Raw genomic sequence first — 26,159 nt, forward strand, 5'->3', positions numbered from 1 at the left:
CTCATGACCCTTTCTCGCCGCCGTACCAGCCAGTTTCTCCTCAGCCTGATGACGCTGTTGCTGGCCTCGATCCTGGTGTTTTTGTACGTGAAGTCGTCCCGCGATCAGACGGCCACTTACACCCAGTCCCGCGACCTGATCCGCCAACTGCAGCAACTCAATGCGCAATGGGACAGCGAGGTGCTCAAGGCCAGGATCGCCGTCACGCACAACTACGACCCTCTGGTTACCCCCCTGCGGGAAATGACGCGGCTGTGGGCAGATCTGCAGAGTCACCCCACCTATCACGCCCCAGAAGACCTGTCCCGCTGGCAAGCCACCCTGGAGGGTTACCAGGCGGCGATCCAGGAAAAAGCCCGGTTGGTGGATCAGTTCAAATCCCACAACGCGGTGCTGCGCAACTCCCTGGCCTTCTTGCCGACCGCTGAAGACGATATCCAGGCCCAGTTCAGCCGCTATGACGAGGACGGCAGGCGGCAATTGCAAAGCGTCGCCACCGACACCTACGACCTGCTGCTCAGCAGCCTGGAGTTCGCCCAGGTCACCAGCGACGAGCGTGCCGCCGATATCCTGGTGGGCCTGGGCAAGCTGGCGGTGAACAAGGAACAGTTGCCAACCGAGTTCCAGGCACCGGTTGAGATCTTGAGCAAGCACATCGAGCTGATTTTGCGCGAACAACCGCTGGTCAATAATTTGCTCGAACGGATTGCAGCCATTCCCGTGGCCGACCGCCTGGATGAGCTGACCCATTACCTCAACCAGGATCAACAGACGGCCGACCTCGTCGACCAGAAGTACCATCGTTACCTGCTGGTGTTCGCCACCCTGCTGGTGGTTTTGCTGCTGTACCTGGCCGTGCGCCTGTTGCGCAGCTTTGCCGAGATCAACCGCGTCAATCGGGCCTTGCAGGCCGCCAATGAAACCCTGGAGCAACGCGTGGAGCGGCGCACGCAGCAGCTCAAGGATGCCCAGAGTGAGTTACTCGACAGCGCCCGTCAGGCCGGCATGGCGGAGATTGCTACCAACGTGCTGCACAACGTCGGCAACGTGCTTAACAGCGTGAACATTTCCGCCGACATGGTTGCGCGCAAATTACGCAGCAGCAAGGCCCAGGGCCTGGGCAAGGCCATGCAGTTGATCAACGAACACCAGGGGGACCTGGGTACCTTCCTGACTCAGGATGAAAAGGGTAAGTTGCTGCCCGGCTACCTGAACCAACTGGTGGAGGCGATTGCCGTCGAACAGCAAGGCATGACCGACGAACTGGCGCAACTGAGCAAAAGCGTCGACCACATCAAGGACATCGTCTCCACCCAGCAATCCTATGCCGGGGCGTCAACGCTGCTGGAGCCGGTGCATATCAGCGTGTTGATGGAAGATGCCTTGCGGATGAACGCCGGTGCGCTGAGCCGCCACAATGTGACGGTGGTCAAGCACTACGCCCAGGTACCGGAAATCCTGGCAGACAAACACCGGTTGCTGTTGATCATGGTCAACCTGATCAGCAATGCCAAATATGCCATGTCCAACCTCAGCGACCGGCCACGGCAGATGACCCTCAGGGTCGAGCAGAGGGATGACGATACCCTGCAGATCAGCGTGAAGGACGATGGCGAAGGCATACCGGCCGAAAACATGACCCGCATCTTTACCCACGGTTTTACCACCCGCAAGGAAGGCCACGGCTTTGGCCTGCACAGCTGCGCCCTGGCCGCTGTGGAGATGAATGGCCAGCTCACCGCCCACAGCGACGGGCCGGGCCGGGGCGCGGTATTTACCTTGACCATTCCTCTGACCCTTGCCGGAAGTCCCGCATGAACAAGCCCCCTAACCGACGCATCCTGTTGATTGATGACACGCCGTCGATTCACGACGACTTCCGCAAGATCCTGATGCCTGTGGTTGACTCCAACCAAGTGCTGGATGAGATGGAATCAGCATTGTTTGGCGCTACGGTCAAAGCCAAGGCCCCGGCCTTCGAGCTGCACTCAGCCTACGGCGGAGAAGAAGGCCTGCAATTACTCATCTCGGCGATGGCACAGCAGCAGCCCTATGCCCTGGCGTTCGTCGACATGCGTATGCCCCAGGGCTGGGACGGTGCGAAAACGATAGAGGAACTCTGGAAAGTCGCCCCCGACCTGCAGGTGGTGGTGTGCACCGCGTACTCGGACTATTCCTGGGAAGACCTGCTGGACCGCCTGAATGGCCATGATCGCTTGCTGATCCTGAAAAAACCGTTCGATAACATTGAAGTCCAGCAAATGGCCAATACCCTGGCCAATAAATGGGACATGGCCCGTCGCGCCACGCTGCAAACCACTCACCTCGAGCAGTTGGTGGAACAACGCACCCAGGCGCTGCAACTGGAAATCGACGAACGCAAGCACCTGGAAAGCCAACTGGTGCAGTCGGAAAAACTCGCTTCGCTTGGCCAACTCGCGGCGGGTGTGGCCCATGAAATCAACAACCCGGTGGGTTTTATCTCATCCAACCTCAGCACCCTGGACAGCTACTTCAACCAGCTGCAACAGATGCTCGATGCCTATCAAAGCGCCGAAGAACTGATTGCGCCGCAAGAACAGCGTGATCAACTCAAAGCCCTGCGAACCGGCCTGGAGCTGGACTTTCTCAAGGAAGACATTCCAATTCTGATCCGGGAGTCCAAGGAAGGCATCGGCCGCGTGGTGCAGATCGTCAAGGACCTGAAGAACTTCTCCCGTGTCGACAACGACCAGACCTGGCAATTTGCCAACCTGCAACAGGGCATCGATTCGACGCTGAACATCGTCGCCAGTGAACTCAAGTACAAGGCCGATGTGGTCAAACACTACAACCCACTGCCGGAAATCGAATGCCTGGCCTCGCAGCTCAACCAGGTGGTGATGAACCTGGTGATCAACGCCGCACAAGCCATGGGGCCGGAACGCGGCACCATTACCATCAGCAACGGTGTGGAAGGCGAGAATATCTGGCTGGAAGTGGCGGACAACGGCTGTGGGATTACACCCGAAACCGTGCAGAAGATCTTCGACCCGTTCTTTACCACCAAGCCGGTGGGCGAAGGCACCGGGCTGGGGTTGTCACTCTCCTACGGCATCATCAAGAAACACCATGGCAACATCTCCGTCAGCAGCGAGGTGGGCAAGGGAACGACCTTTCGGGTGGTGTTGCCGATACGGCAAACGGCGGCGTAGGGCTGTATAGAGAGGGTTAAACAACCCCACGAAACGATCAGCATTAAAAACCCGGCTATTTGCCGGGTTTTTAATGCACCAAGTACAACATCATGCGCAATGCGCAACTTTTTCGACTTCCTTGTAAATCTGAGCACCCTTGGTGATTTCCGCTGTGCGCAGATCATAGGCAGTCTGCAGGTTCAGCCAGAATTGCGCGGATGTTTCAAAGGCAGCAGCCAAACGTAACGCGACATCCGCGCTGATGCTGCGGCGCATCAAGACGATGTCATTGACCGTAGGCGCGGAAACATGCAGCGCCCTTGCGAGAGCAGCGGCGGTAAGGCCCAGCGGTTCCAAGTACTCTTCCTTGAGAATTTCCCCAGGGTGTACGGGACGCATGCCATTCTTAAACATGATTCACCTCAGTGGTAATCCACAATTTCAACGTTTTCCGGACCATTTGGCCCCCAGATAAAACAGATTCGGAATTGACCATTGATTCGTATGCTGTGTTGCCCCTCGCGGTCACCATATAGCTGTTCCAACCGGTTTCCCGGCGGCGAACGCAGGTCGGTGAGTTCAACCGCAGCATCCAGCATGCTCAACTTTCGTTCCGCCACTGAAAGGATGGCTGACCAACGACGCGTTCGACCGGTTTCAAAAAGGGTTCTGGTATCAGCGCATTTAAAGCTTCTTATCATCTTTTAATGCTTAACGTTATGCGTTAACGACTAACTCTACATTGGTTTTCGGGATATTCAACTGGCAGTTGAATAGCCACTGAGGGGTTGCGACGAGCGGTCGACAATAGTCAAAAAAAAGCCGCTCCGGGAGCGGCAGCAGCCTTTGAGGTGAAACGTGAGTCCCTCACTCCTCGGCTTTCTTCGCACCGGAGCCAAACGATGCAAACCGCTTGTTGAAACCGGCAATCCGGCCTTCAACCTGAGTCTTGCGCTGCTGGCCGGTGTAGATCGGGTGCGAGGCGCTGGAGACGTCCAGCGGGATGTACGGGTAGGTGTTGCCGTCGCTGTGTACATGGGTGCGGTCGCTGTCGGCGGTGGAGCCGATCAGGAAGAACACGTCGGCGGCGGTGTCGTGGAACAACACGGTACGGTAGTCGGGATGGATACCAGCTTTCATAAGGCCTCCTGGGCGTCTGGGTGGATTCGATGTGTTATACAGTAACGAAAATAATGCACCCAAACGAGAACCGATTGCAATAAGGGCAAGCCCCAGTTCAATGCCCTTATCGGTTGTACCGGCTTTCCCTACAGGCGCAGAATGGCGGATCGACCTGTAGCGTTGAACCTGAGGAAAAAACCGTATGAGCCTGTCGTTACTGAGCCGTTACGCCTTCTTTGCCGTGTGCGTCATTTTCACCCTCGCCAGCCTCCCTTTTATCCACCACGAATGGCTGTGGCCCATCACCCTGGTCACCGGCGTGTTGAGCCTGATCGGCATTTTCGACCTGCTGCAAAGCCCCCACGCCGTGCGCCGCAATTACCCGATCCTGGGCAATATCCGTTACCTGGTGGAAGCCATTCGCCCGGAAATCCGCCAATACCTGCTTGAGTCCGACAGCGATGCCCTGCCCTTCTCGCGGTCCCAGCGCTCGCTGGTGTACTCGCGCGCCAAGAACGAAACGGCGGACAAGCCCTTCGGCACCCTGATCGACGTGTACCAGTCGGGCTTCGAATTCATCGGCCACTCCATGCGTCCCGCGCCCCTGAGCGACCCCAACGCGTTTCGCGTGATGGTCGGCGGCCCACAGTGCACGCAACCGTACTCGGCGTCGGTGTTCAACATCTCGGCGATGAGTTTTGGCTCGTTGAGCGCCAACGCCATCCGCGCGCTCAATCAGGGTGCCAAGCTCGGTAACTTTGCCCACGACACCGGCGAAGGCAGCATCAGCCCCTACCACCGGGAACACGGCGGCGACCTGACCTGGGAACTGGGCAGCGGCTACTTCGGCTGCCGCACCAGCGACGGCCGCTTCGACCCGGAACGCTTCGCCGTGCAGGCACAAAACCCACAAGTGCGCATGATTGAAATCAAGATGAGCCAGGGCGCCAAGCCCGGCCATGGCGGGATCCTGCCCAAGCACAAAGTCACCCGGGAAATTGCCGACACCCGCGGCATCATGATGGGCGAGGATTGCATCTCGCCGTCGCGCCACAGCGCATTTTCCACGCCGATCGAACTGATGCAGTTCATCGCCCAACTGCGTGAACTCTCCGGTGGTAAACCGGTGGGTTTCAAGTTCTGCCTCGGCCACCCGTGGGAATTCATGGGCATCGCCAAGGCCATGCTCGACACCGGTATCCTCCCGGATTTTATCGTGGTCGACGGCAAGGAAGGCGGCACCGGCGCCGCGCCCGTGGAGTTCACCGACCATATCGGCGTGCCGCTGCGTGAGGGCCTGCTGTTCGTGCACAACACCCTGGTGGGCCTGAACCTGCGCGACAAGATCAAGCTCGGCGCCAGTGGCAAAATCGTCAGTGCATTCGATATCGCCAGCGTCTTGGCCATCGGCGCCGACTGGGCCAACTCGGCGCGCGGTTTCATGTTTGCCATCGGCTGCATTCAGTCGCAAAGCTGTCACACCAATAAATGCCCCACCGGCGTCGCCACCCAAGACCCACTGCGCCAGCGCGCCCTGGTGGTGCCGGATAAGGCCCAGCGGGTGTTCAACTTCCACCGCAACACGCTCAAGGCGCTGGCGGAAATGCTCGCGGCGGCCGGCCTGGATCATCCGTCACAGCTGTCGGCCAAGCACTTGGTGCGGCGCATGTCGGCGACTGAGATCAAGCTGTTCTCGCAGTTGCATGTGTTCCTCAAGCCGGGCGAGTTGCTGACGGGCGAGGTGAACGGCGAGTTTTATTCGCGCATGTGGCAGATGGCGCGAGCGGACAGTTTTGAGCCGCATGAAGTGGCGGCAGCGTAAGGGAGCGATACCGTGTTGAACGTCATCGCCGAAGATTTCATCAAGCCGGTACCGAAAATCAATGAGTACCAGGCAAAGCCCTGCCGTGTACTGCTGATGGATGCTTTCTAGGCCGCTCGTATTGCGTGCAAGCCGGCAGCGCCCATGGCGTATTCGCCGGCTACCACGCTGCGTGAGTGATCATGGATATCTAGAGACATTCAGTAATATCCCGGCTTTGCAATTGCTTACAAATACCGCCAACCTGCGCCCGCCCGACGTGCGGCGTGCGACATCCCTGCCACGCGCCTGTCATTACTAAACTATTTGTTCAAGAGCCCGCTGCCATGCTGAACGGACGCGACCCGCGCATCGATTTTTTTCGGGGCCTGGCGTTGATCTTCATTTTCTGGGATCACGTCCCCCACAATCCCCTTGGCCAGATTACCCTGCGCAATATCGGCTTCAGCGACGCGGCTGAAGTCTTCGTGTTTCTTGCTGGCTACGCTTCCGTGCTGGCCTACGGCAAGGTCCTGCAGCGCGAAGGCTACTGGATGGCCTGCTTGAAGATCCTGCGGCGCACGTGGGTGCTGTACGTGGTGCATATCTTTTTGCTGGCGATGCTGATGGGTATCGTGTTCTTCGCCAACAGCCATGTGGAAACCCGCGACCTGGTAGAGGAGATGGGCCTGACGCATTTCGTCACACACCCGCAGCAAGCCCTGGTGGATGAATTGCTGCTGCGCTTCAAGCCGAACCTGATGGACCCATTGCCGCTGTATATCGTGCTGCTGGCCGGCCTGCCGTTGGTGCTGCCGTTGCTCCTGCGCAAGACCTGGGCGGTGGTCGCGGTATCGATGGCGGTTTACCTGCTGGCGCCGCACCTGGGGTGGAACCTGGCGGCGATCGCAGACGGTGTGTGGTACTTCAACCCGGTCACCTGGCAGTTCCTGTTCATACTGGGCGGTGCGGCGGCCATTCACGGGCAAACGCCACGGGCGCAGGATGATCGCCCCCTGCTACGCCAGCCGCTGTTCGTCACCGCAGCGGTCTATTCGCTGGTGGCCTGCGTGATCACGATTGCCTGGCGCTGGCCCGACGTACATGACGCGCTGATGCCTTCCGCGCTCAGCGAGTTGCTCTACCCGATCAGCAAGACCGACCTGTCGCCGGTCCGTTTGCTGCACTTCCTGGCCCTGGCCTATGTCACCGCCAAACTGTTGCCGGGGCGTGCCTGGACGCAAAACTGGCTGGCACGGCAAACCTGCCGGATGGGGCGCTATTCGCTGGAAGTGTTCTGCCTGGGCGTGTTGCTGGCGCCGCTGGCTGACATGGTCAACGCCCTGGCTGGCGATACCTTCACCATGCAGGTTTTCACCGCCCTGGCCGGCGCTGCGCTGATGGCGACGCTGGCCGCGTGGCTGGAGTTCAACAAGCGCCTGAACACGCCCATGAAGTCCGCAACCCAGGTACATAGTTAACCCCAGGCGCCAAAGGCGCCATGGTCCCCTTGGCCTTCCACCCATTGTGAAAGGCCCCAACACATGCCCACCCACCAACTGCTCAACGGCTTATCCGGCAACCTGCAATCCAGCACAGCCTGGGCCCGACAACAAGCTCTCGAACTGATTCAGCACACTGTCGCGCAGGCCATGCAAGGCCTGACGCCGCCAGAGCAAACCGGTTACCTCAAACTGCAACGCCAAGCCCTGGCTGCCGTCAACGCCGTCGAAGCCGAAAAAAACCGCCTGATCCAGGCCTTCAAAGTCGAGGGCTTGGCTGAGCTGCGCGAGAAGATCGGCGGGCGTGATCCGGAAAACTACCGCCTCTACACCACCTACCTGGAAAAACGCGAACAACCCTTTCCCTGGGAGCCCCGCGTCACCGAACCGCCGTATCGCCCTCGCCGCGCCCTGGATGAATGGCAGTACATCGAGCACACCAAAAGCATGACCCTGTGGGAAGCCGCCTGCCTGAACTTCGGGTTCACCAGCTCGATCATTCAGGCCTCGGGTTATAGCCTGGCAGAAGCCAGTGAGATCATCGGCGGCAACGACGATCGGAGCCTGCCGGTCAAAGACTTCATCGCCGTAGCCCGCAAGCTGAACCTGGGGGGGCGATTGCGGGCGCTCATCAACCCGACGTTAAGCAGCGACGGCACGCTGCGAAACCTGATCAAGGCCTCCTCCAAGGCGCTGCTGCTGTTCGACTTGCTCGACGCCTGGCGCAACCGCGCCGTCACCGGCTTGACCCGCCCGATGTATGACACGCTGCACGCCGCCCTCAACGGCGATGGCCCGCAACCGGCTTTCGACATGCTGAGCCTGACGTCCAGTCGCACGCCCATCCTCCCCAAGCCGCACACCGCCTGGCACACCGCAATGCCCATCCCCTTACTGCTGATCAATGTGGCCAGCCTCGGGGTGTTGTCGTATTTCCCTTTTCGCCCAGGCGGCGCGCTGCGCTATCACGTTGACGCGCAGGCGGCCGAAAACGCCTGGCGCGAGCAACTCAATGCCAGCCACCAGCAACAGGACCTGGGTTGGTTGTCGCGACAACTGCCGCTGATTGGCCTGGCAACCTTTAAATCGCTGCTGCGCCAAGAGCCGCGTCCCAAGGACATGAATTGGCTGACTGGATTGCTGTATGACGGTTTTCACAAAGCCTTCCCGCAGCGGACCCTCGACAGCGTGCGCTTCTCGACAGCCATGCGCCCGGATCGCCCGTTGACGCTGGTCGAAGCGTTCACTCACCAGCAGATTCAACGCTTCCAGGCCGACCTGGACACCCTGGCGACCCCGCGTTCCGAAGCCGACTGGCAGGCCCTCACGGACGCCGTGGCCGCGATTGCCGGCGAAGTCCTGCAACTGCTGCTGACACCACTGCCCGGCGGCGTGACCGGGCTGAACCGCATGATGCAACTGGCCGTCATGGGCAGCCTGACCTACAGCGTCGGCCAAGGCCTGAGTGAAGCGATCCAGGGTGATGCAAGTGGTTTCGCCAGCGCCATGGCAGATGTGGCCGACCTGGCCGTCAGCGGCCGACTGATCTCCACTGCCGGCAGGCTGCACCGCCAGCGCATGCTCGGCTACCTGAACCGGCTGGGCAACCCACGCAAAGTCACGCGCCCGGACGGCGTCGAAGCACTCTGGAAACCCGACGCGCAACCGTACGCGCTGGCCAACCAGGCCCTGCTTAACGGCAAAACCGCGGACGCCCTGGGGGTCTTTTCCGTCAAGGGCAAACGCTACGTCAAACTGCGCCACGACGACCAGGCACTGGTGGTGGAAGTGCGGCACGACTCGCAGAGCATGCGTTACGTGCTCAAACACGCAAACGCTGACACCTATAGCCCCCCGATCATTTTCGAACCCGCCTGGCAGGCCTGGAAGTTCGACCTGCATAACGCCCACACGCTGTCCGACATCAAATTGCTGCAGCGCATGCTGCCCAACGGCTCTTCCCATGCCCCCGTGGCCGACCTGGAGCACATGCTCAAGAGCACCGCCACACCGCGCGCCACCCTGGACCGGGTCTGGGCGGGACACAGCGCACCGCTGAACCTGATCGAAGGGGTCAGGCGCCTGCAAGCCGACCGGGTTATCCAGCAAATCATCGACCACTTCGACCAGCCGGGGTACATGCCCCCGCACGGCGACAGCACGGTGTTTTGCCTGCTGACGCAATTGGCGGGCTGGCCGGTCGACGCCCTGTTGAGCATCCGTGAGGAAGCCGGCGAAGTGATTGAAATTTATAGCAAACCTGAACACGCGCCGACCAAGCCTCACCTGATCAGCCTGACGCGTCGTGAGGACGGCAGCTACCTGGCCACCGATGGCCAGCGGGTATCGCCCGGTTCCGCCGACACGTTGCTGTTACTCATCCTCCAGCTGCAACCCAGTGGTTCGACCCTGGGCCAGGAAACCCGCCACAACCGTTCGCCGGACCAACGGGTCGTCGCCATTCGTGAGCAGGTCGTGGCCCTCGCTCGGCAGGAGCGGATGACGCTGTTCAGTGCCGTGGTCGACTTTTCGGGTTACGAAAAAGGCGAGCGACTTCCTCCCGCCGATGTGCGACGGTTCTTGCCGTTCAAGGCATCGCCTCCCTTGGTGGCCGTCACGCCGCTGCTGAAAAAAATGCGCGACCTGAACCGGCCGCTGTCGCCCGCCCACCTTGAGCAACTGCTCACGGCTAACCCACTCACGCCACGCCAGCATCAGGCCTTTCTTGACGCCGGCACCTTGCCGACGGCGTTTGCCGAATGGTTGGATCACCACCGCACGGCGCTGCGTATCGACGCCGCAATAGACGGGCTGTACCACCCACGCGCGCACAATGACGACATTGACCAATGGGCCCGGGAGTTTGCCTCGGCCTTGGTGCGCAACACGCTTAAACGGCCTTTCGTGATCACCGAAGTGGTCGCCGGTGACATCGCCACCCCTTACCTGTCCAGCGGCTCGGACGACCCGACCGTGGAACTGCGCCATTACGGCCGTGGGCGCTATGAAGCGTACGACCTGCGGAACGGCGGAACGATTCCGGTAGCTCCCGACAACGAGAGTTTCTACCTGGCCATCGGTTCGGTGCTGCAACCCCATGAACGCCAGCTACTGGGCATGAACAGCGCCAGCGATAGCCAAGGCCTGCGTAACACGCTGGGGGATTACATGAGCAACCAGCGCAATACCGAAGGGTTTGTCAGCCTGGTCAACGGCTCGCTGGTGCAATACGAACAACGCCTGGACCTGCCACCAGACCTGGCGCCCACCGCCAACGGCATTTTCGTACTCGACGGGCGCCACTACCTGCCGTTGCTGGATGCGCTCTACCGGATTGCCTTCGACAAAAAGCGCCTCAAATGGCGGCTGCACCACCCGACGAAAATCGGCGTCGATACCCCCACCCTTGAACACAACGGCGAAGGCACCTGGCGCCTGTCGAGCGAAAACCCGATGACCTGGGACGACCATCGCCTGCTCTATCGGCTAGGTAACCACGCGTACGCCTTCACACGGGACATGGCCGCTAAAATCCTGGCCCTGACCGACACCTCCGCGCCGCTGTTGCGCCAAGTCCACCGCAATGGTCGCGCCGTACCGCCGCTGCTGGCAGACACCTGCAAACGCTTGAAGATCGAACAGGAAATCCACCGGTTCATCGAGGCCATGCGCGCCGAGCCGACCTCGCGCAGCGCCCAGCCGCACTTGCAGATGTTGGTGATATCGAGCCTGCCGGACTGGCCATCGAGCCACGTGCTGCAGATCGTCGATCGCCAGAACCGGGTGCTGCAACAATACCCGGTCAGTCAGGCACCCGATGCCCAGGCCGTGAAGGTCACCGAGCACGATTACAAAGACGCCAAACTGCTGGAAGTGCTGAGTCAAAACGACGCCATCACCCAAGGCCTGCTCGGTGAATTACCCGCGTCCCACGACGAACGCCTGTTCAAGCTGGTTAAGAAAATCGTCGAATTTGCCCAACGCGAAAAAGCCGACATCTTCAATTCGCTCTACGCCCAGAGCGAGACCACCGGCAACCTGCGCGATAAACGCTTCAAAGCCAAGTTCCCGGAACTACCCACCCCGCTGGTCAAGGCCATACTCGAACACGCCAGCCCGCGTGAACTCAGGCAACTTCGCGACAAGCATCAAGTGAGCCTGCGGCTTGCCGAACAGGTGCGCCTGTCCAGCCATGACCTGCGCTTGAACCGGGCTTATGAAGGGCTCTACCTGAGCGCCTGGACCCACCCCGACAGCGACAAAATCACCCTGCACCTGCTCAAATCCCTGCCCACCTGGCCTAAGGGGCTGCGTATCGATATCCACGAAGGTGACTCGCGCGGGCGCCTGCTGGAAAGCGCCGGGCACTTGGACGGTTCGGTGCGCCGGGTACTCGCTCGCACCCAACGCGGCTATCAAGGCTACGCGGCGGACGGCGCACACCTGGGTGCCCCATCGCCCGCGCTGCTGGACGTCATCGTCAAGACACTGTCCGACAGCGAAAAAGCCGCGCTGGGGGTCGTGGGCGAACCGGGTATTGCTGACTTACGCGAACAAATCGCCGCCCTTGCCCTGGAACGTCGGGTCGAAATCAAACGTCTGCTGGACCTGCCTCACGTGCAACCCTGGATGGTGCCGCCGCTGGGCGTGAATCGAACGTTCCTGGCCTACCCGCTGTGGAGTGGGCTGTGGCCCTTCGGCGGTAATCGCCCGCCCGACCTGATGTCCAGGGTCCAGCAGGTCTACCCGCGTTTTTCCAACGACGACGCTCGGCGCTTCATTCGTTCACTGAACCTCAGCGAACCCGCCGCGCTGATTGAACTGGATCGGCGCCAGGCCGAAATCCAAGCATTGCCGACCGAGCTGCAACGCTGGTCCGATGCGACCTACAGCCAAGACGACAGCCTGGAAAGCGACAGTGATAGCGACAGTGACAGGCAATCCTGGAGCAACCTCACAACACGACGCGCACTCGCCCTACGCCTGTGCGAAGCCGCCCGACGGGAAAACCCTCAGCGCTTCATTTTCGGGTTATTTCACCTGTCCTCGTTGACCCTGCAACTGGACGCCATCAATACATTGCCGACCCTGAGCATCGATTCGCGCACGTTCGAGCACATCGAATACCTGCACCTCGCAGGCGATATTTTCCCCGTCCAAGGGGATGCCTTCCTGCGCCATTTCAGCCAGCTGCGCGCGTTGAAAATCGACTGTGACCTGAACGAACTGCCCAGCGCAATCAGCGATATGGCCCACCTCACCCACCTGGACCTAGCAGACAACCGTATCGTGCTGACAGCCACCTCCGCCGAACGCCTGAGCAGGCTGGTCAATCTGCGCGAGCTGAACGTGAGCGATAACCCACTGGGGGTGGTTCCGGACTTCGCCGCGCTAACCGCGTTGCAAACCCTGAACCTGCGCAATACCGGCTTAACTCAATGGCCACACAGCGCGTGGGCATTGCCCAACCTCAGCCTGTTGCACCTGGAGGAGAACCACATCACCACCCTTCCCGAGAGCCTCTTCAGCAGCCCACAGGCCCTGGAACGTCAACGGCGTACCCTGTTGCATGACAACCCACTGACCCTCGAGACACGCCAGCGGCTCGCCCGGTACAGCGCCGAAACCCGGGTCAACCTGCGCGGCGCGAGGCCCGGAATCGTGCACCTGCCGGGTCCGTCCAAGGACTTCAATCACTGGCTGTCGGGCGTACACGCCAATAAACATGAGAGCCTGCGATTTCTCTGGGACGCCTTGCGCGAGCACGAAGGGGCAAGCCCCGACGACACCTTCAGGGTGCTGAGGGACTTGACCCAGTCATACGATTATCGACAGGGCGGGCGGATCAGGGCCGGCCTGACTCAGCGGGTGTGGACGCTGTTGATTGCCATGGGCAACTCGAACCACCTGTGCGAGACAATCTTCCTCAACACTTACGCCGCAGGCACCTGCGGTGACGGCGCGATTTTGACGTTCAGCAACATGGAGCTCATGCACCGGGCGCACCAGGCCAAGTCTCAACAGGGAAGCCATCAAGTGGACAAGGACTTGCTGGTGCTGGCGCAAGGCAGTTACCTGATCGAACAGCTCGACCAGTTTTCCGAGGACCTCATCGCTCGCCTGGAAACGCCGGAAGAACCGCTGGATGCGGCCGAAGTTACGCTGTTTTTCAGGGTCAGGCTCACCGAAGAATTCAGCCTGCCGGTACACCCCGAACAGATGCTGTATGCCATTGACGAACGCGTGACCGAACAGCACGTGCAGGAAGCCCGCGACCACCTGAATGCCTTGCGCAGCACACCGGGGTTACAGGACTCGATACTGGAGCGCGAATTCTGGATCGAATACCTGGCACTCAGCTACCCGGAGCCGTTCCTGACGGTCCGGGATGCATCCAAGCTCAAGCAGCAGGAACTGGATCAGCAGGTGCAGAACAAACGCTCCGACGAATACCTGGAACGACGCCAGTCACTGATAGAGCGAGAAAAACTAGAGCAATACCGCCTGGTCCGGCAATTGACCGAAGCGGCGCAGTTGGCCCAAAGGGTCCACTGACCGCTCCGGCGATAGGGCCTATCGGGCGGGCACGGTGGCTTGCGTCGGCTGCAACTTGAACACGTAGAACAGCACCGTCAGCATTACCAGGAACGCCGGCCCGACATAGAGCGCCACGCGCGTGTCGGGGAAGTACGCCATCAGGCCCACCACCAGCACCAGGAACGCCAGGGCCAGGTAGGAACTGAGCGGGTACAGCCACATGCGGTACTTGAGCCCGTCACGTTCGGCCGGGCTCAAGCCACGACGGAACCTGAGCTGGGCCAGCAGGATCATCGCCCAGGTCCAGATCGCGCCGAAGGTGGCAATGGAAGTGACCCAGACGAAGACCTTCTCCGGCACCAGATAGTTGAGCAGCACGCCCAACAGCAAGGCAAAGATCGATAGCAGCAGGGCCTTGCGCGGCACGCCATTGCTCGAGGTGGTGCCGAAGGTGGCCGGGGCCTGGCCGTTCTGCGCCAGGCTATAAAGCATGCGCCCGGTACTGAAGATGCCGCCGTTGCACGAGGACAGTGCCGCCGTGATCACCACGAAGTTGATGATGCCGGCCGCCGTCTTGATGCCCAAGCGTTCGAAGGTCATCACAAAGGGGCTGCCCTGGGTGCCGATTTCGTTCCACGGGTAGATCGACAAAATCACAAACAGCGCGCCGACGTAGAACAACAGAATGCGCCAGAACACCGAGCCGATGGCGCTGGGGATGGTCTTCTGCGGGTTCTTCGCTTCACCGGCGGTGAGGCCGATCATCTCCACGCCCAGGTAGGCGAACATCACCATTTGCAGCGACATCAGTACGCCTGTCACGCCGTTGGGCATGAAGCCGCCGTGGGCCCACAGGTTGGAAATGCCCAATGCCACGCCGTCATTGCCGAAACCGAACGCAATGATGCCGACACCGCCGATCACCATGGCAATGATGGTGACGATCTTGATCAGTGCGAACCAGAACTCGAACTCGCCGAACGCCTTGACCGCGATGAGGTTGATGGTGCCCATGCTGATCAGGGCCGCCAGGGCCCAGATCCAACGCGGCGTGTCGGGGAACCAGACGCCCATGTACACCGCGACGGCAGTGATTTCCGCCACGCAAGTCACCAGCCACAGGAACCAATAATTCCAGCCGGTCAGAAAGCCCGCCAACGGGCCCAGGTAGTCTTGTGCATAGCGGCTGAAGGAGCCGGCGACCGGATTGTGCACGGCCATCTCGCCGAGGGCGCGCATGATCACCAGGATCGCCAGACCGCCGATGATGTAGGACAGCATGATCGCCGGGCCGGCCATTTCAATGGCCTTGGCCGAACCCAGGAACAGGCCGACACCGATACAGGCGCCGAGGGCCATCAGGCGGATATGCCGTTCGCCCAATTCGCGTTTGAGCGGGCCGCCCTGAGCGGTCTCGCCATGGGGCAGGGAGTTGCCAACTGGCATAAGGGTACAACCTCGTCTTGTTATTGGATGAACCACCGAACTTGCCGCCGTAAGACCGATAGGTCCGGGGCGACTCTGATCGGGCCTGAGGGGTAAACAGGCCCGTCCTGCAGGATCGGTGGGGCATGCAGTATAAAAACCCGAACGCGGGGCCTTTCACTCTATAAACGACTAAATTCAGCGATTAGTCTGGGAAAATGCACTTTCTACGAGAAAGCATGACCTGTGTTCAGACGTTTTCCAGGTGTTGCGAGGCGGGCGAGTATTGCACAGCCGCCGTGCAGCGTCATGCCCCTCGCCTGATCGGACGGGCCTGGCAAAAGGCTCTATTTCAGCCTGTTCAGCCCATCACACCGCCAACACCGAACTCGGCCACGGTTTGAGGCGCACCGTGCCGATACCGCTTCAGGCGCAGGCCCTTCACGATCAGCAATCCTCGATTGCCAGGACGGCAATGACACCGAAGGGACATCCTCATGCAAAACACCCTCGACGTACTCAAGCAGGGTCAGGCGCTGCGCCTGGCGGCCGATAGCCACTTGATAACCGCGCTGATCAATCACCTGGAATCCACCGACACCACCACCTTGCGCATTCCAGAATGTTCGTCACTGGGCTGCTGGCTGCAGCTCTACCGCAAAGCGCTCAACCGGCCGAACGTGCAGGCCTGGCTCACACGCCTGCCACTGGACCTGGCTGGCCTGAACGTGCAGCAAGACACCACGCAGCTGGCGCTTGGCGCAGATCAGGTGCTGAACTTTTACGGCTATCCATACCCCCGCCATCACGGGGAGCGCCGGGTCATCACCCAGGCGCTGGATCAACTGAATACCTTTGCCGACCCCAAGGTGGGCCTGAATGACAGCCTCAAGCGGCTGAACCAGGACCTGCACCAACTCGCCGACAGCCTGGAGAACCTGGTGGATGGAGACGATTTCAATCTGTTTTCCACCTACAAGACCTACCTCAAGCTCGAGTCCGGCTCGTTTTGGGCCACGACCCAGCAGGCCGGTGCAGCGCTGCTTACAACCCTTACCACCACGGCAGAATTCTTGGCGCTTGAGTCAGCGCAAGGCCTGCAACCCGGCATGTATGCGTTCCACCCCGCCACGCGCCGGCTCAGCGGCAAGAATGCCCTGGGCATGTTGGTCGACATCGGCATCGAACAGTTGCTGGCGTTGCCGCCCGAAGCCCAGCTGCAGCAGTTGGTCGACGTCGCCGAACAGCTCTGCACCCTTGTCCACCAGAGTGGCCTGTTCAGCGTTGCCCAACTCCTGCAGTGCCACGACCTGCCGGTGCCCGACACACCTGAGGAGGCCCGGGCACTGATCGACACCCTGCGCCAGTCGACGGCGCTGACGATGCTGCCCGTCGCCGACCTGGCCAACGCCGACATCGCCCTGATGCAACACCTGCAATGGCTGGCGCTGGATCACGACCGGGCGCTCATGGCCGAAGCGTTGAAGGCCCTGGTCCTGGGCAAGGACAGTGACAGCCTGATCGACACCGCCGGCGTGCCACTGACACCCGATCCAGACTCCAGCGCACGCCAGCCCGACAGCGCTCGCCATCCCGCCGTGAGTGCCCGCTCCGCTTGCGGCCCGTTCAGCCTCAAGCAGCTGTTGCACCACCATGAACTCGACATACCCGACACGGTGGCCGCCGCCGACGACACCCTGCTGAGCCTGCACATGAACCTGCCGAGGCCCCCTGCATTCGGTGACTACCACGCGCTGTTGAGCGCCACGGCTCGCTCGCCGGTGCAACTGGATACCGCCCAACGAAAAACCATTATCGAGACGATCAATACCGGGCGGCAGAACAACCGCCCACGCCTGCTCGATCGGCTATGCGGCGCCCTGCTGAACGGCAAAACGCCTGAGCAGATCCGCACACAGGCCGACGCTCTGCTCAAGCAACTGCTCGGCCTGGAGCCCGCGCGTGCGTTGGGCCAACAGCTGATCACGGCACTGCAGTGGTATGGGCAACACGCGGACGAATCCGCCGGCCAGACAAGCCTGGGCCTGCTGGTGCTGAGCGCACTGATCCTCGACCTTGACCCTGCGGCCGGTGAAGCAGGCTACGTGCCGGCCGGCTTCAACCTGGTCGCCGACGTGCACTGGGGCAAACCCCATGCCGACTTACGCCGCGAACTGGAACTGCACGTGATGCGCACCTGCAAGGTCTCGACCGCCGCCGCCCCGCTGGCGGCGCACTTGTTGCTGGCCGGCACCACGCCGGAGTTTCTGGTGCAGGCATTGCCCGACACCCTGCGTTTTCGCACATCGATCGCCTGGATGACCTTCAAGCAGGGCGTAATGATTGCGCACGCACTGGCGCCTGGATCACCGCAGTACATGACCTACAACGACATGATCGCGCTGGCTGCGCAGCCGCCCAAGACCGTCCAGCAACAACAATGGCGCGCGTACACCGCCACCCGCACCTTGCTCGACTGGGCCATCGCCCAAGGCGAACTGCCCGAGCGCGAGAACGGTGAATACCTGACTGACGAGATCGACGCCCTTAAAACCCGCCTGATGCATCGCCTGCAAGCCTTGAAGGACGCGCTGATCACCGTTGCCAGCACACCGCCGAGTCGCCGCAGCATCGCCCTGGAGGATCTCAAACGGGTATTTCCAAAGCAGCCGTGGCTGGAAAAAGCCTGCCTGTGGCGCCCGGTTCCACCGCTGGCCGGCAGCAGCCTGCGCTTCCCGATGCACCATCATGATCGCGAGAACTACAGCCTGCATTCGCTGGTGGAATTGCACATGGACGGCCAGTTGGACGACACCCGGTGGGCGTCTATCGAACCGCAGCTGGACCTGGCGCAACTGCGTCTATCGTTTGGGCAATTAGGGGATATCAACGAACGCTTCGACACGGCCTTTGGCGCCTATATCGAGACGATGAAACAGGCCTACAGCACCACGATTGAAGACCTTTTGGCGCAATTGCCCCTGGCTGATCGTTCGCACCTGCAACAGGCTGACCTGCAACTGTTGGTGCTGAAAAAACCACCTGGCAAGGACCTCGCGCTGCTGAGCAAGGAAGAAGAGCTTGCCCGTACCGCGCGGACGGGTGTGATCCTGCGCGCGACATCGCCCACCGGCATCGAGGAGTACGAGCTGTTCCCTCTGCTGAACCGCGTGCACAAGCGCGACGGCCCGCCGTTGGCGTTTCGCCTGGGAGGCACGCCGATTTCGGCCACCACCGGCGGTGCCCACTCGACCCACCCCGTCACGCAGCTGCTGGTCGGCGATGAGCTGCCCGTGGACTGGGAAGCCTACGCCAATGGGCGCCCGCCGAGGCTGGGGATCCGTTCCAAGGTGATCATCGACCTGCTGTGGTCATCCAACCCAGCGCCGGACAACTCACTGCCGTCGACGGCGTTCACGTTTGGATCGTCGGTCAATCGCGCCATTGCTCACGCCATCGTGCAGCAACACTTCTTCCTCGAAGTCGACGGCTTGCCCGTGCAGGCCAGGGGCTCGACCCGGTACGAACACTTGCAGCAACGCTGGGATCGGTTGCTGGCCCGGCTTAAAAAACTCGTCCCGTTTTGGTCGTGCGCCACCGACATCACCTCCGCAGACCTGCGCCGCGCCATCGATGGGGCCTATGGCTGTTTTATCGACCTGCTGGCCCTGCTGTTTCCCACCCAACAGTTTCTTACGGCCTCGCTGGCGATCTTGAAAAGAACCGTACCGCTGCCGATCAAACTGATCCAACTGGGCCGCTTGAGCAGCACCTTCCTCAATACCGTGCTGAACCCGCTGGACGGTATTCCCGGCCTGTTCAGGCTGGCCGGTAGCGGCGTGATCCGGCTGACGACCGAAGCAGGACGTGTGCTCGACACGGCGATCGGGCAAATCCAACGCAGCACCGCCAACGCGTTATGGCTGGATTACCCCACGTTGCTGGCCCGCGCCGACATCGGCAACGGCACGGTGCTGCGCGGGAGCGACTTCGTGCGTATCAACGCCCTCCTGCACAAAAACCGCTGGCACGCCTGCTCCCCCTTCAGCACCCGACCGTATGGGCCGCCGCTGGACAGTTTTCGCCTGGCCAGCGCCGTCGGCGTGATACCGATGCGCGCCGCCAATGGTTACCGGGCGTTGGTCACAGAACGTTTTTTCGCCACCCAGCCGCTGGTCATCCCGCGCTCGGAGGCCACCGACCTGCTGCACCAGAACCAACTGCTGCGCCTTGAGCACAAGGCCGTAACGCACCTGGACGATGTGCAATCACCCGCCTACTTTAGGGTCGAAAAAGGGCTGGACGCGGCTTGCCTCACCGGCCGAAAAAAACGCAGCCCGATCCCGTTGGTGTGCTTCACCAAAAGACTCTCCACGAGCCGCTCATCCATTCATCATCGCCGGGTCCAGGCGATTGAACATATCCGTCTCACCGCGGCGCCCGCTGTTGGTTCGGCCCCGCGACGACTGGTGTATGACCACCGGCTGTATGAGGCAATACCCTCGGGGAGCACCTTCGACCTCACGCCGGTGGCCCTGCCGCCGCTCTTGAAGTACAAGCCGAAAGTCACCGGCACCCTACTCGACGATGAACCGCAGTTCGGCCTGCCCAACGACCAATTGGATAACAAGCTCAGCCGCGAAACGCGGGTGGTTGAATTGCAGGCGTTGGTTGAGGGTGTGGAAGACAGCCGCGTCGTGCGGGCGATGGCGGTCGACCTTAATCCGCCAGGCACACTCCCCAACCCCCGCATTGTCGTAGAGGCCGATACAGGGATTTTCTATGAGGTGAGTCGCCGCGCGTCGGAGTGCAATCAGTTGTACTTCAGCCAAGGGGGCGAGCACGAACAACTGATCCGCGCATTCAGCCAGCGTAAACTCGACTATTTAACGGCGGCAGGTTATGTCCACAACCGTCCCCTGGTCACTCTGCCGACCCTGGAAGTGCTGTACGGACAGCTGGCTCGCCGAGATTTCAGCCCCCAAAAAATTGCGCGCCTTCGCCAGCAGGCCAGCACCTTGAGCCCGCTCAAGCAACGCGAGTTGTTGCTCAACGCAAGCGATCAAGGGCAACGCCTGCCGATCAGCATTGCAGCAAGGCCAATGCAACTGGAGAGTTGGCCACGTACCGCGTTCATTCAGGCTGCTGGCAGCGCAGAAAAACTCAACCAGTACCTGGCCCAAAAGGCGCACGCAAGCACCGTGGCCCTGGTGAAGAGCACCGGTATCGGCTCAGCCAATGTGGTGGGCACCGGCCTTGACGAACTGACCCGGCTGGACATCGCCGAGTCCTTGGTGATGTGGCAATACAGCCGCGTCGGCCATCCCAACTACACTGAGGTGATCCTCAAGACCGGCGCCGGCAATTGCGACCAGATGGCTCATGTCGCCCGAGAGCTGATCCGGGTTAACGGTGGCCACGCGCACATCTGGGGCATGAGCCCGCCCGCGCATGCCTTCGTGGTGGTAGGCGCACCTACCGCCACGCTGACACACACGCTGGACTTCAAGGAAGCAGGCTGGGCGGACCTGTGGATCTGCGACCCATGGGCGGCCATCGTCTGCCCGGCGCGGGACTACATGAAACTGCTCAATGAGAAAATGATCGCGTGGTCTCTGCAGGATATCTCGGTGTTTTTCAACGACCAGGGCACCTACCGCTGGGGCCAGGCCAATGACCAACACTGGCTGGCACTGCTCAATAATGGGTTGAAACACCCGTTGCCCTGACGCAACACGCGTTCCTCTATCGACATGCCATACAAAAACGCCGCTGCAATCGCCCGCCACCGTCTAAGCTTCAGACAAGTCCGATCAATCTGCGTGAATGGATCAATCGACTATGGGTGCTCTGTGGCAATCGGATTCGACCAAGGCTGCCGTTTCAGAAAGCAGTGTGGATCAGCCATCTTTGCCCAAAACGCCTGCACCTCGCCGTTTATGGCGACGGGTGTTCTGGCTGGTCCTGTTGATGGCCTTGATTGCCCTCGGCTTCGCCACCGCCCGGGAGGTACGCACCTCGGCCCTGCAAGCCCGCGAGCTCAGCCGCCTGGCCGCCAGCCTCACGTATACGCTTGAGCCCGGCCCCAGCGAGGCCATCGTTTACCCCGGTGCCGGGCCATTCGACAAGCGCCTGGGCTACAGCGCCCTCGGAGAGTTTTTGCCCCGGCTGCTTAAACGCGATTATCGGGTGCAGGCGCAAACCCGGTTCTCTGGCGCGTTGATGGAGTACAACAACCACGGTTTTTTTGTGCCCTATGCCGAAAAAACCCAGGCGGGGCTGTCCATCACCGATTGCCGGGCGGCGCCGTTGTACCAGTTCAACTACCCGCAGCAACTGTACGCACGTTTCGACGCCATACCGCCGTTGATGGTGCACAGCTTGTTGTTCATCGAGAACCGTGACCTGCTCGACCCCGAGCAGCCCCTGGCCAACCCAGCCGTGGACTGGCCACGTTTTGCCAAGGCAGCCTGGTCGCAGGTGGCGAAGCTGCTGCACCTGCCGGGGCAAACCGCTGGGGGCAGCACGTTGGCCACGCAGCTGGAAAAGTATCGCCACTCCCCCGACGGCCTGACGCTGTCCGGCGGTGAGAAAATCCGCCAGATGATTTCCGCCAGCGTGCGCGCTTATCAGGCCGGCCCACACACGTTACAGGCCCGACAGAATGTGGTGCGCGATTACCTCAACAGCGTGCCGTTGTCGGCAGTACCCGGGCACGGTGAGGTGCACGGCATGGCCGAAGGATTGCGTGTGTGGTACGGCGCCGATTTCGCCCAGGTCAACCAGGCGCTGGCCAGCACCGCGCACGATGCGCAAAGCCTGAAGCAACGTGGCCTGGCGCTGCGTGAAGTGCTGTCGCTGATGATTGCCCAGCGCCGCCCCTCTCACTACCTGAGCAAGGGCCGCGAGGAGCTGGCGCAGTTGACCGACAGCCATCTGCGCCTGCTCACGCAAAACGGCGTGATCGACTCGGCGTTGTCGGCGGCCGCGCTGGCCGCCAAGGTCACGTACCGCGACTGGCAACAGCAACCGACGATCCAACCGATTGAAACCAACAAAGGCATCAGCGTTGCCCGCAGCCGTCTGGCCGCCCTGCTCAATCGCCCGCTGTACGACCTTGACCGCCTTGATCTGTCCGCAACCAGTACCTTGCAGAGTGACTTGCAAGCCCAGGTCACCGAGTACCTCAAACACTTGGCCGACCCGACCTTTGCCGGTCAGATCGGCCTGATCGGCCCACGCTTGCTCACCGCCGACAGCACACCGCAAGTGCGCTACAGCTTCACCTTGTTCGAACTGACTCCCGACAGCTCACGGGTGCGGGTCCAGACCGACAGCACCGACCAACCCTTCGACATCAACGAAGGCAGTAAGCTGGAACTGGGCTCTACCGCCAAGCTGCGGGTACTCACGACTTACCTGCAAATCATCACCGAACTGCATCAACGCTATGCCGGGCAAACCCCGGCAGCCCTGAAAAAAGCCGAGATTAACGACCAGGACCGTCTCAGCCGCTGGGCCGTCGACTACCTGGTCCAGAACCCCGGCACATCGCTTGCCGCGATGCTCGACGCGGCCCTGGACCGCACGTATTCGGCCAACCCCGGCGAAAGTTTTTTCACCGGCGGCGGCCTGCATCACTTCCATAACTTTCGCAACGAAGACAATGGCCGCAATCCCACCCTGCGGGACGCCTTGCGGGAGTCGATCAACCTGCCGTTTATCCGCTTGATGCGCGACCTGGTGCGCTACAGCACCTACGCGGGGCCGAACAACAGCGCCGTGCTGCTCAAGGACGATGATGACCCGCGTCGCCAGGAATACCTGGCCCGGTTCGCCGACCGCGAGGGCACGACCTTCCTGCAAAAGTTCTGGAAGAAATACCAGAAAAAAGACACCCAGGCGCGCCTGGACACGTTTCTCGACAGCCTGCGGCCCACGCCGATTCGCCTGGCGGCGGTGCACCGCTACCTGTTGCCTGACGCCAACCAGGACACCTTCAACCGCTTCGTGCGCTCGCACCTGAACGGCGTCAAGCCCCAGGAAAAACTCACCGACGAGCGCCTGGCCAAGCTCTATAAGAGTTACGGCCCCGGCGCCTACGACTTGCCCGACCAAGGTTACATCGCCAAAGTCCATCCCTTGGATTTATGGCTGCTGGGCTACCTGCTGAACCACCCGCAAGCGACCTTCAGCGAGATCGTCAAAGCCAGTCAATTCGAGCGTCAGGAGGTGTACAGCTGGCTGTTCAAGAGCCGCCATCAAGGCGCCCGGGACAGCCGTATCCGGACCATGCTGGAGGTCGAGGCGTTCCTGGATATCCACCAGCGCTGGCAGGCGGTGGGCTACCCGTTTGATCACCTGGTACCGTCCCTGGCCACCGCCATCGGCAGTTCGGGCGACCGCCCCGCCGCGCTGGCAGAGTTGATGGGGATTATTCTTAACGATGGTGTGCGCGAGCCGGTGCTGCGCATCGACAGCCTGCAGTTCGCCACAGGCACGCCCTACGAAACCCGCTTGACCAACACCCCCGACCGCGGCAAACGGGTGATGCCTTCCGAGGTGGCCACCGCATTGCGCGGGGCCTTGTCCCAAGTGGTGGACGCCGGCACCGCCAAGCGGGTTTCCGGCAGCTTCAAACTGGCCGACGGCTCGCCCTTGGCCATGGGGGGCAAGACCGGTACCGGCGATAACCGGATTGAAGCCATCGGCGCCGGCGGGCGGGTGCTGAGCTCCAAGTCGATCAACCGCACGGCGACCTTTGTGTTCTACATCGGCGAACAGCACTTCGGCACACTCACCGCCTTCGTGCCCGGTGCCTCGGCGCAGCACTTCACGTTCACCTCGGCGCTGCCGGTGCAGGTGCTCAAGGGCATGGCGCCGATCCTGACGCCGTACCTGCAACCGGGTAGCCACTCACAGTGTGTGGCGGGGCCTTAGGTCATGGCACCCCCATCACCAGCACACCGCTGCCGTTGATGGGCCCGGCAGTGGGTAGGGAGCCCGCACGCCTGACCAGCGTAAAGGTCACATCATCGCCCCCCACACTGTTGTTGATTTGGGTGAGGAAGGAGCTGCCGACTCGAACCGCAGTCCCTGCACGGACAAGCGCCGTGCCTACATCGGGATTGGTCATCACCAACAGGCGTGAGTCGAACGTCGAGGGAACGCCCTTGTAAGTGATGGTGATCGGCGTGGTAATCCCGCCGTCCGGGCATGAGTAAGTCAGCCGACGGTCGCTGCGCACGGTCGTTGTCAGCGGGTCGGTGCCTATCGCTCTCTGGTGTACGTTGCCGAAGTTGATGTCAATCGGGTTGTTATTGTTGATCGTGCACGTTGACGGCGAAATGGAGAAGTTATTGGCGGCGGTGTAGGTCACCGCAAGCGCCGAACTGCCGGAGTTGTAGTTGTTTGTCTGGTCGAGATTCAATCTTCCAAGCACATCCCCGATGCGAACGTCGATAGGGTTGGCAGGATCATTGCGCACTAGAATATAGGGCGTTACATCGACCGGGACGCCGATGAGATTGTTCGGCATGGTTGTCATTCGAATGCCATTCGGAACGGGGTTGTTGTAGTAACTTCCGTTTATCCGTAAGCCCGTGCCTTGGTTGGCAAATTTTGCACCGGGTACCCAGGCAGGTCCTACTCTGGCCGACGTCGCCCAGTAGTCCGTATACCAAGGTTGGCTCCCCCCAAAGCCGGAAAACCGGCACTCTAGCCGCACCCCTTCCAGCATGATTCGGGTTCTGTCCGCCCCCAGTTGAACAGTGACGGGGACTTGCAGGTTTAGCGTGCCGCCTGCGCCTACAAATATCCACGGTCCGCCGTTCACACGGCAATCCGTTGCTCTGGCGGTCGTCGTAATACCTGTCAGGACCAGAAGCAGCAAGACTCCATATAGTCGTTTCATGTTGATCTCTCATTGCTCACTTAACGGGCACCGCACGACGAACATTCAGCCCGTGCGTTTAAGCCGCCCAGAAGCGAGTTGAAGTTTGTCTGAGGCTATTTTTTTCAGCCTATGAGTTTCGCTGTACCGCGTTACGGGTAGTCCAACGTGAACGTTGAGGTCACCCTATAGGCGCCGTGCCCTATGGTTTGATCCTTGATGGCATTCGGTTCGCCCTGCACGTAGGCCTTGAGTTCAATGACATTGCTGCCATTACTCAGCACCTGTTCATCGCTGACGGTATTCACGGGCAATGGCTTATTGGCCGGTGTCTCCAGACCGATGCCGATGCCTGAGGCAATACTTCCACCATCCAGCGCGAACAAGCCGGGTAGCGCCATGTTTTCTCGCCCCCCGAGCGTGATGGTGACGGTGTTGCCAATACTGGTATCGCAGTCTTCCAGGTGCACCTTGAAGCCCTTTCCCTGCGTGCGCGTGTTGATGTAGAGGTGCTTGCTGGTAACGTCCCAGAGCTCCAGGGTGATCGCCTCGTCACCCGGTCGGAGGGTGCAGGCTTCTTCAACCAGGTTGCCCTTGAAGGACAGGTTGTCCGCCGCCTGCCCCGTGGGGATCAAGCCGAAGGTGAGCAGTAATGCCAGCCCGGCACAGGGCCAAGCCTTATGAACAATTGCAGGGTGCATAGA

At 61.0% G+C, this 26,159-nt stretch carries 13 protein-coding genes; 7 read left to right on the plus strand and 6 right to left on the minus strand.

The window, feature by feature from the left end; all coding sequences use genetic code 11:
• The first annotated feature begins 3 nt into the window (after positions 1–3).
• Together BM403_RS05770 and BM403_RS05775 are read left to right on the plus strand one after the other, a co-directional pair.
• On the plus strand, positions 4–1,818 hold the full coding sequence (locus BM403_RS05770; protein WP_012722451.1) for a DAHL domain-containing protein: 1,815 nt from the start codon (positions 4–6) through the stop codon (positions 1,816–1,818).
• The gene (locus BM403_RS05775) at positions 1,815–3,194 is read left to right on the plus strand and encodes an ATP-binding protein (RefSeq protein WP_046034422.1); all 1,380 of its coding nucleotides are present in this window, start codon (positions 1,815–1,817) and stop codon (positions 3,192–3,194) included. The genes BM403_RS05770 and BM403_RS05775 overlap by 4 nt, the downstream gene beginning before the upstream one ends.
• 90 nt (positions 3,195–3,284) lie before the next feature.
• On the opposite strand, the gene BM403_RS05780 is transcribed toward BM403_RS05775, so the two are convergent.
• The 3 genes from BM403_RS05780 to BM403_RS05790 all read right to left on the minus strand — a co-directional run bounded on the left by BM403_RS05780 (position 3,285) and on the right by BM403_RS05790 (position 4,316).
• On the minus strand, positions 3,285–3,590 hold the full coding sequence (locus BM403_RS05780) for a HigA family addiction module antitoxin (protein WP_012722449.1): 306 nt from the start codon (positions 3,588–3,590) through the stop codon (positions 3,285–3,287).
• An 8-nt stretch (positions 3,591–3,598) separates the two neighbouring features.
• Positions 3,599–3,877: a type II toxin-antitoxin system RelE/ParE family toxin gene (locus tag BM403_RS05785; protein ID WP_012722448.1), complete on the minus strand. Its 279-nt coding sequence runs from the start codon at positions 3,875–3,877 to the stop codon at positions 3,599–3,601.
• A gap of 166 nt (positions 3,878–4,043) precedes the next feature.
• Positions 4,044–4,316 carry a type B 50S ribosomal protein L31 gene (locus BM403_RS05790; RefSeq protein WP_012722447.1) on the minus strand — a complete coding sequence of 91 codons (273 nt, stop codon included), beginning with the start codon at positions 4,314–4,316 and terminating at the stop codon, positions 4,044–4,046.
• A 184-nt stretch (positions 4,317–4,500) separates the two neighbouring features.
• Between BM403_RS05790 and BM403_RS05795 the strand changes: the two genes are divergently transcribed.
• The 3 genes from BM403_RS05795 to BM403_RS05805 all read left to right on the plus strand — a co-directional run bounded on the left by BM403_RS05795 (position 4,501) and on the right by BM403_RS05805 (position 14,156).
• Entirely contained in the window at positions 4,501–6,120 is a 1,620-nt protein-coding gene (locus tag BM403_RS05795; protein WP_012722446.1) for an FMN-binding glutamate synthase family protein, read from the plus strand.
• Between the two features lie 326 nt (positions 6,121–6,446).
• Positions 6,447–7,580 (plus strand): OpgC family protein, encoded by a 1,134-nt coding sequence (locus BM403_RS05800; RefSeq protein WP_093542026.1) that lies wholly within the window; start codon positions 6,447–6,449, stop codon positions 7,578–7,580.
• 63 nt (positions 7,581–7,643) lie between these two features.
• Positions 7,644–14,156 (plus strand): NEL-type E3 ubiquitin ligase domain-containing protein, encoded by a 6,513-nt coding sequence (locus BM403_RS05805; RefSeq protein WP_093542028.1) that lies wholly within the window; start codon positions 7,644–7,646, stop codon positions 14,154–14,156.
• Between the two features lie 18 nt (positions 14,157–14,174).
• Here BM403_RS05805 and BM403_RS05810 read toward each other — a convergent pair whose 3' ends face one another.
• Positions 14,175–15,584: an amino acid permease gene (locus BM403_RS05810; protein WP_012722443.1), complete on the minus strand. Its 1,410-nt coding sequence runs from the start codon at positions 15,582–15,584 to the stop codon at positions 14,175–14,177.
• Positions 15,585–16,060: 476 nt separating this feature from the next.
• On the opposite strand from BM403_RS05810, the gene BM403_RS05815 reads away from it, so the two are divergent.
• Positions 16,061–21,292 carry a hypothetical protein gene (locus BM403_RS05815; protein WP_093542030.1) on the plus strand — a complete coding sequence of 1,744 codons (5,232 nt, stop codon included), beginning with the start codon at positions 16,061–16,063 and terminating at the stop codon, positions 21,290–21,292.
• A gap of 112 nt (positions 21,293–21,404) precedes the next feature.
• Positions 21,405–24,503, plus strand: coding sequence for a transglycosylase domain-containing protein (locus tag BM403_RS05820; protein WP_093542032.1), 3,099 nt, complete (start codon positions 21,405–21,407; stop codon positions 24,501–24,503).
• Position 24,504: 1 nt separating this feature from the next.
• Here BM403_RS05820 and BM403_RS05825 read toward each other — a convergent pair whose 3' ends face one another.
• Both BM403_RS05825 and BM403_RS05830 read right to left on the minus strand, forming a co-directional pair.
• Positions 24,505–25,476 carry a fimbrial protein gene (locus BM403_RS05825; protein ID WP_093542035.1) on the minus strand — a complete coding sequence of 324 codons (972 nt, stop codon included), beginning with the start codon at positions 25,474–25,476 and terminating at the stop codon, positions 24,505–24,507.
• A 131-nt stretch (positions 25,477–25,607) separates the two neighbouring features.
• A complete protein-coding gene (locus BM403_RS05830; protein ID WP_046034414.1) occupies positions 25,608–26,156 on the minus strand; it encodes a fimbrial protein in 549 nt (182 codons plus the stop codon).
• Between the last annotated feature and the right edge of the window lie 3 nt (positions 26,157–26,159).

This window comes from Pseudomonas sp. OV546 (assembly GCF_900116845.1).
GTDB classification, from domain to species: domain Bacteria; phylum Pseudomonadota; class Gammaproteobacteria; order Pseudomonadales; family Pseudomonadaceae; genus Aquipseudomonas; species Aquipseudomonas petroselini.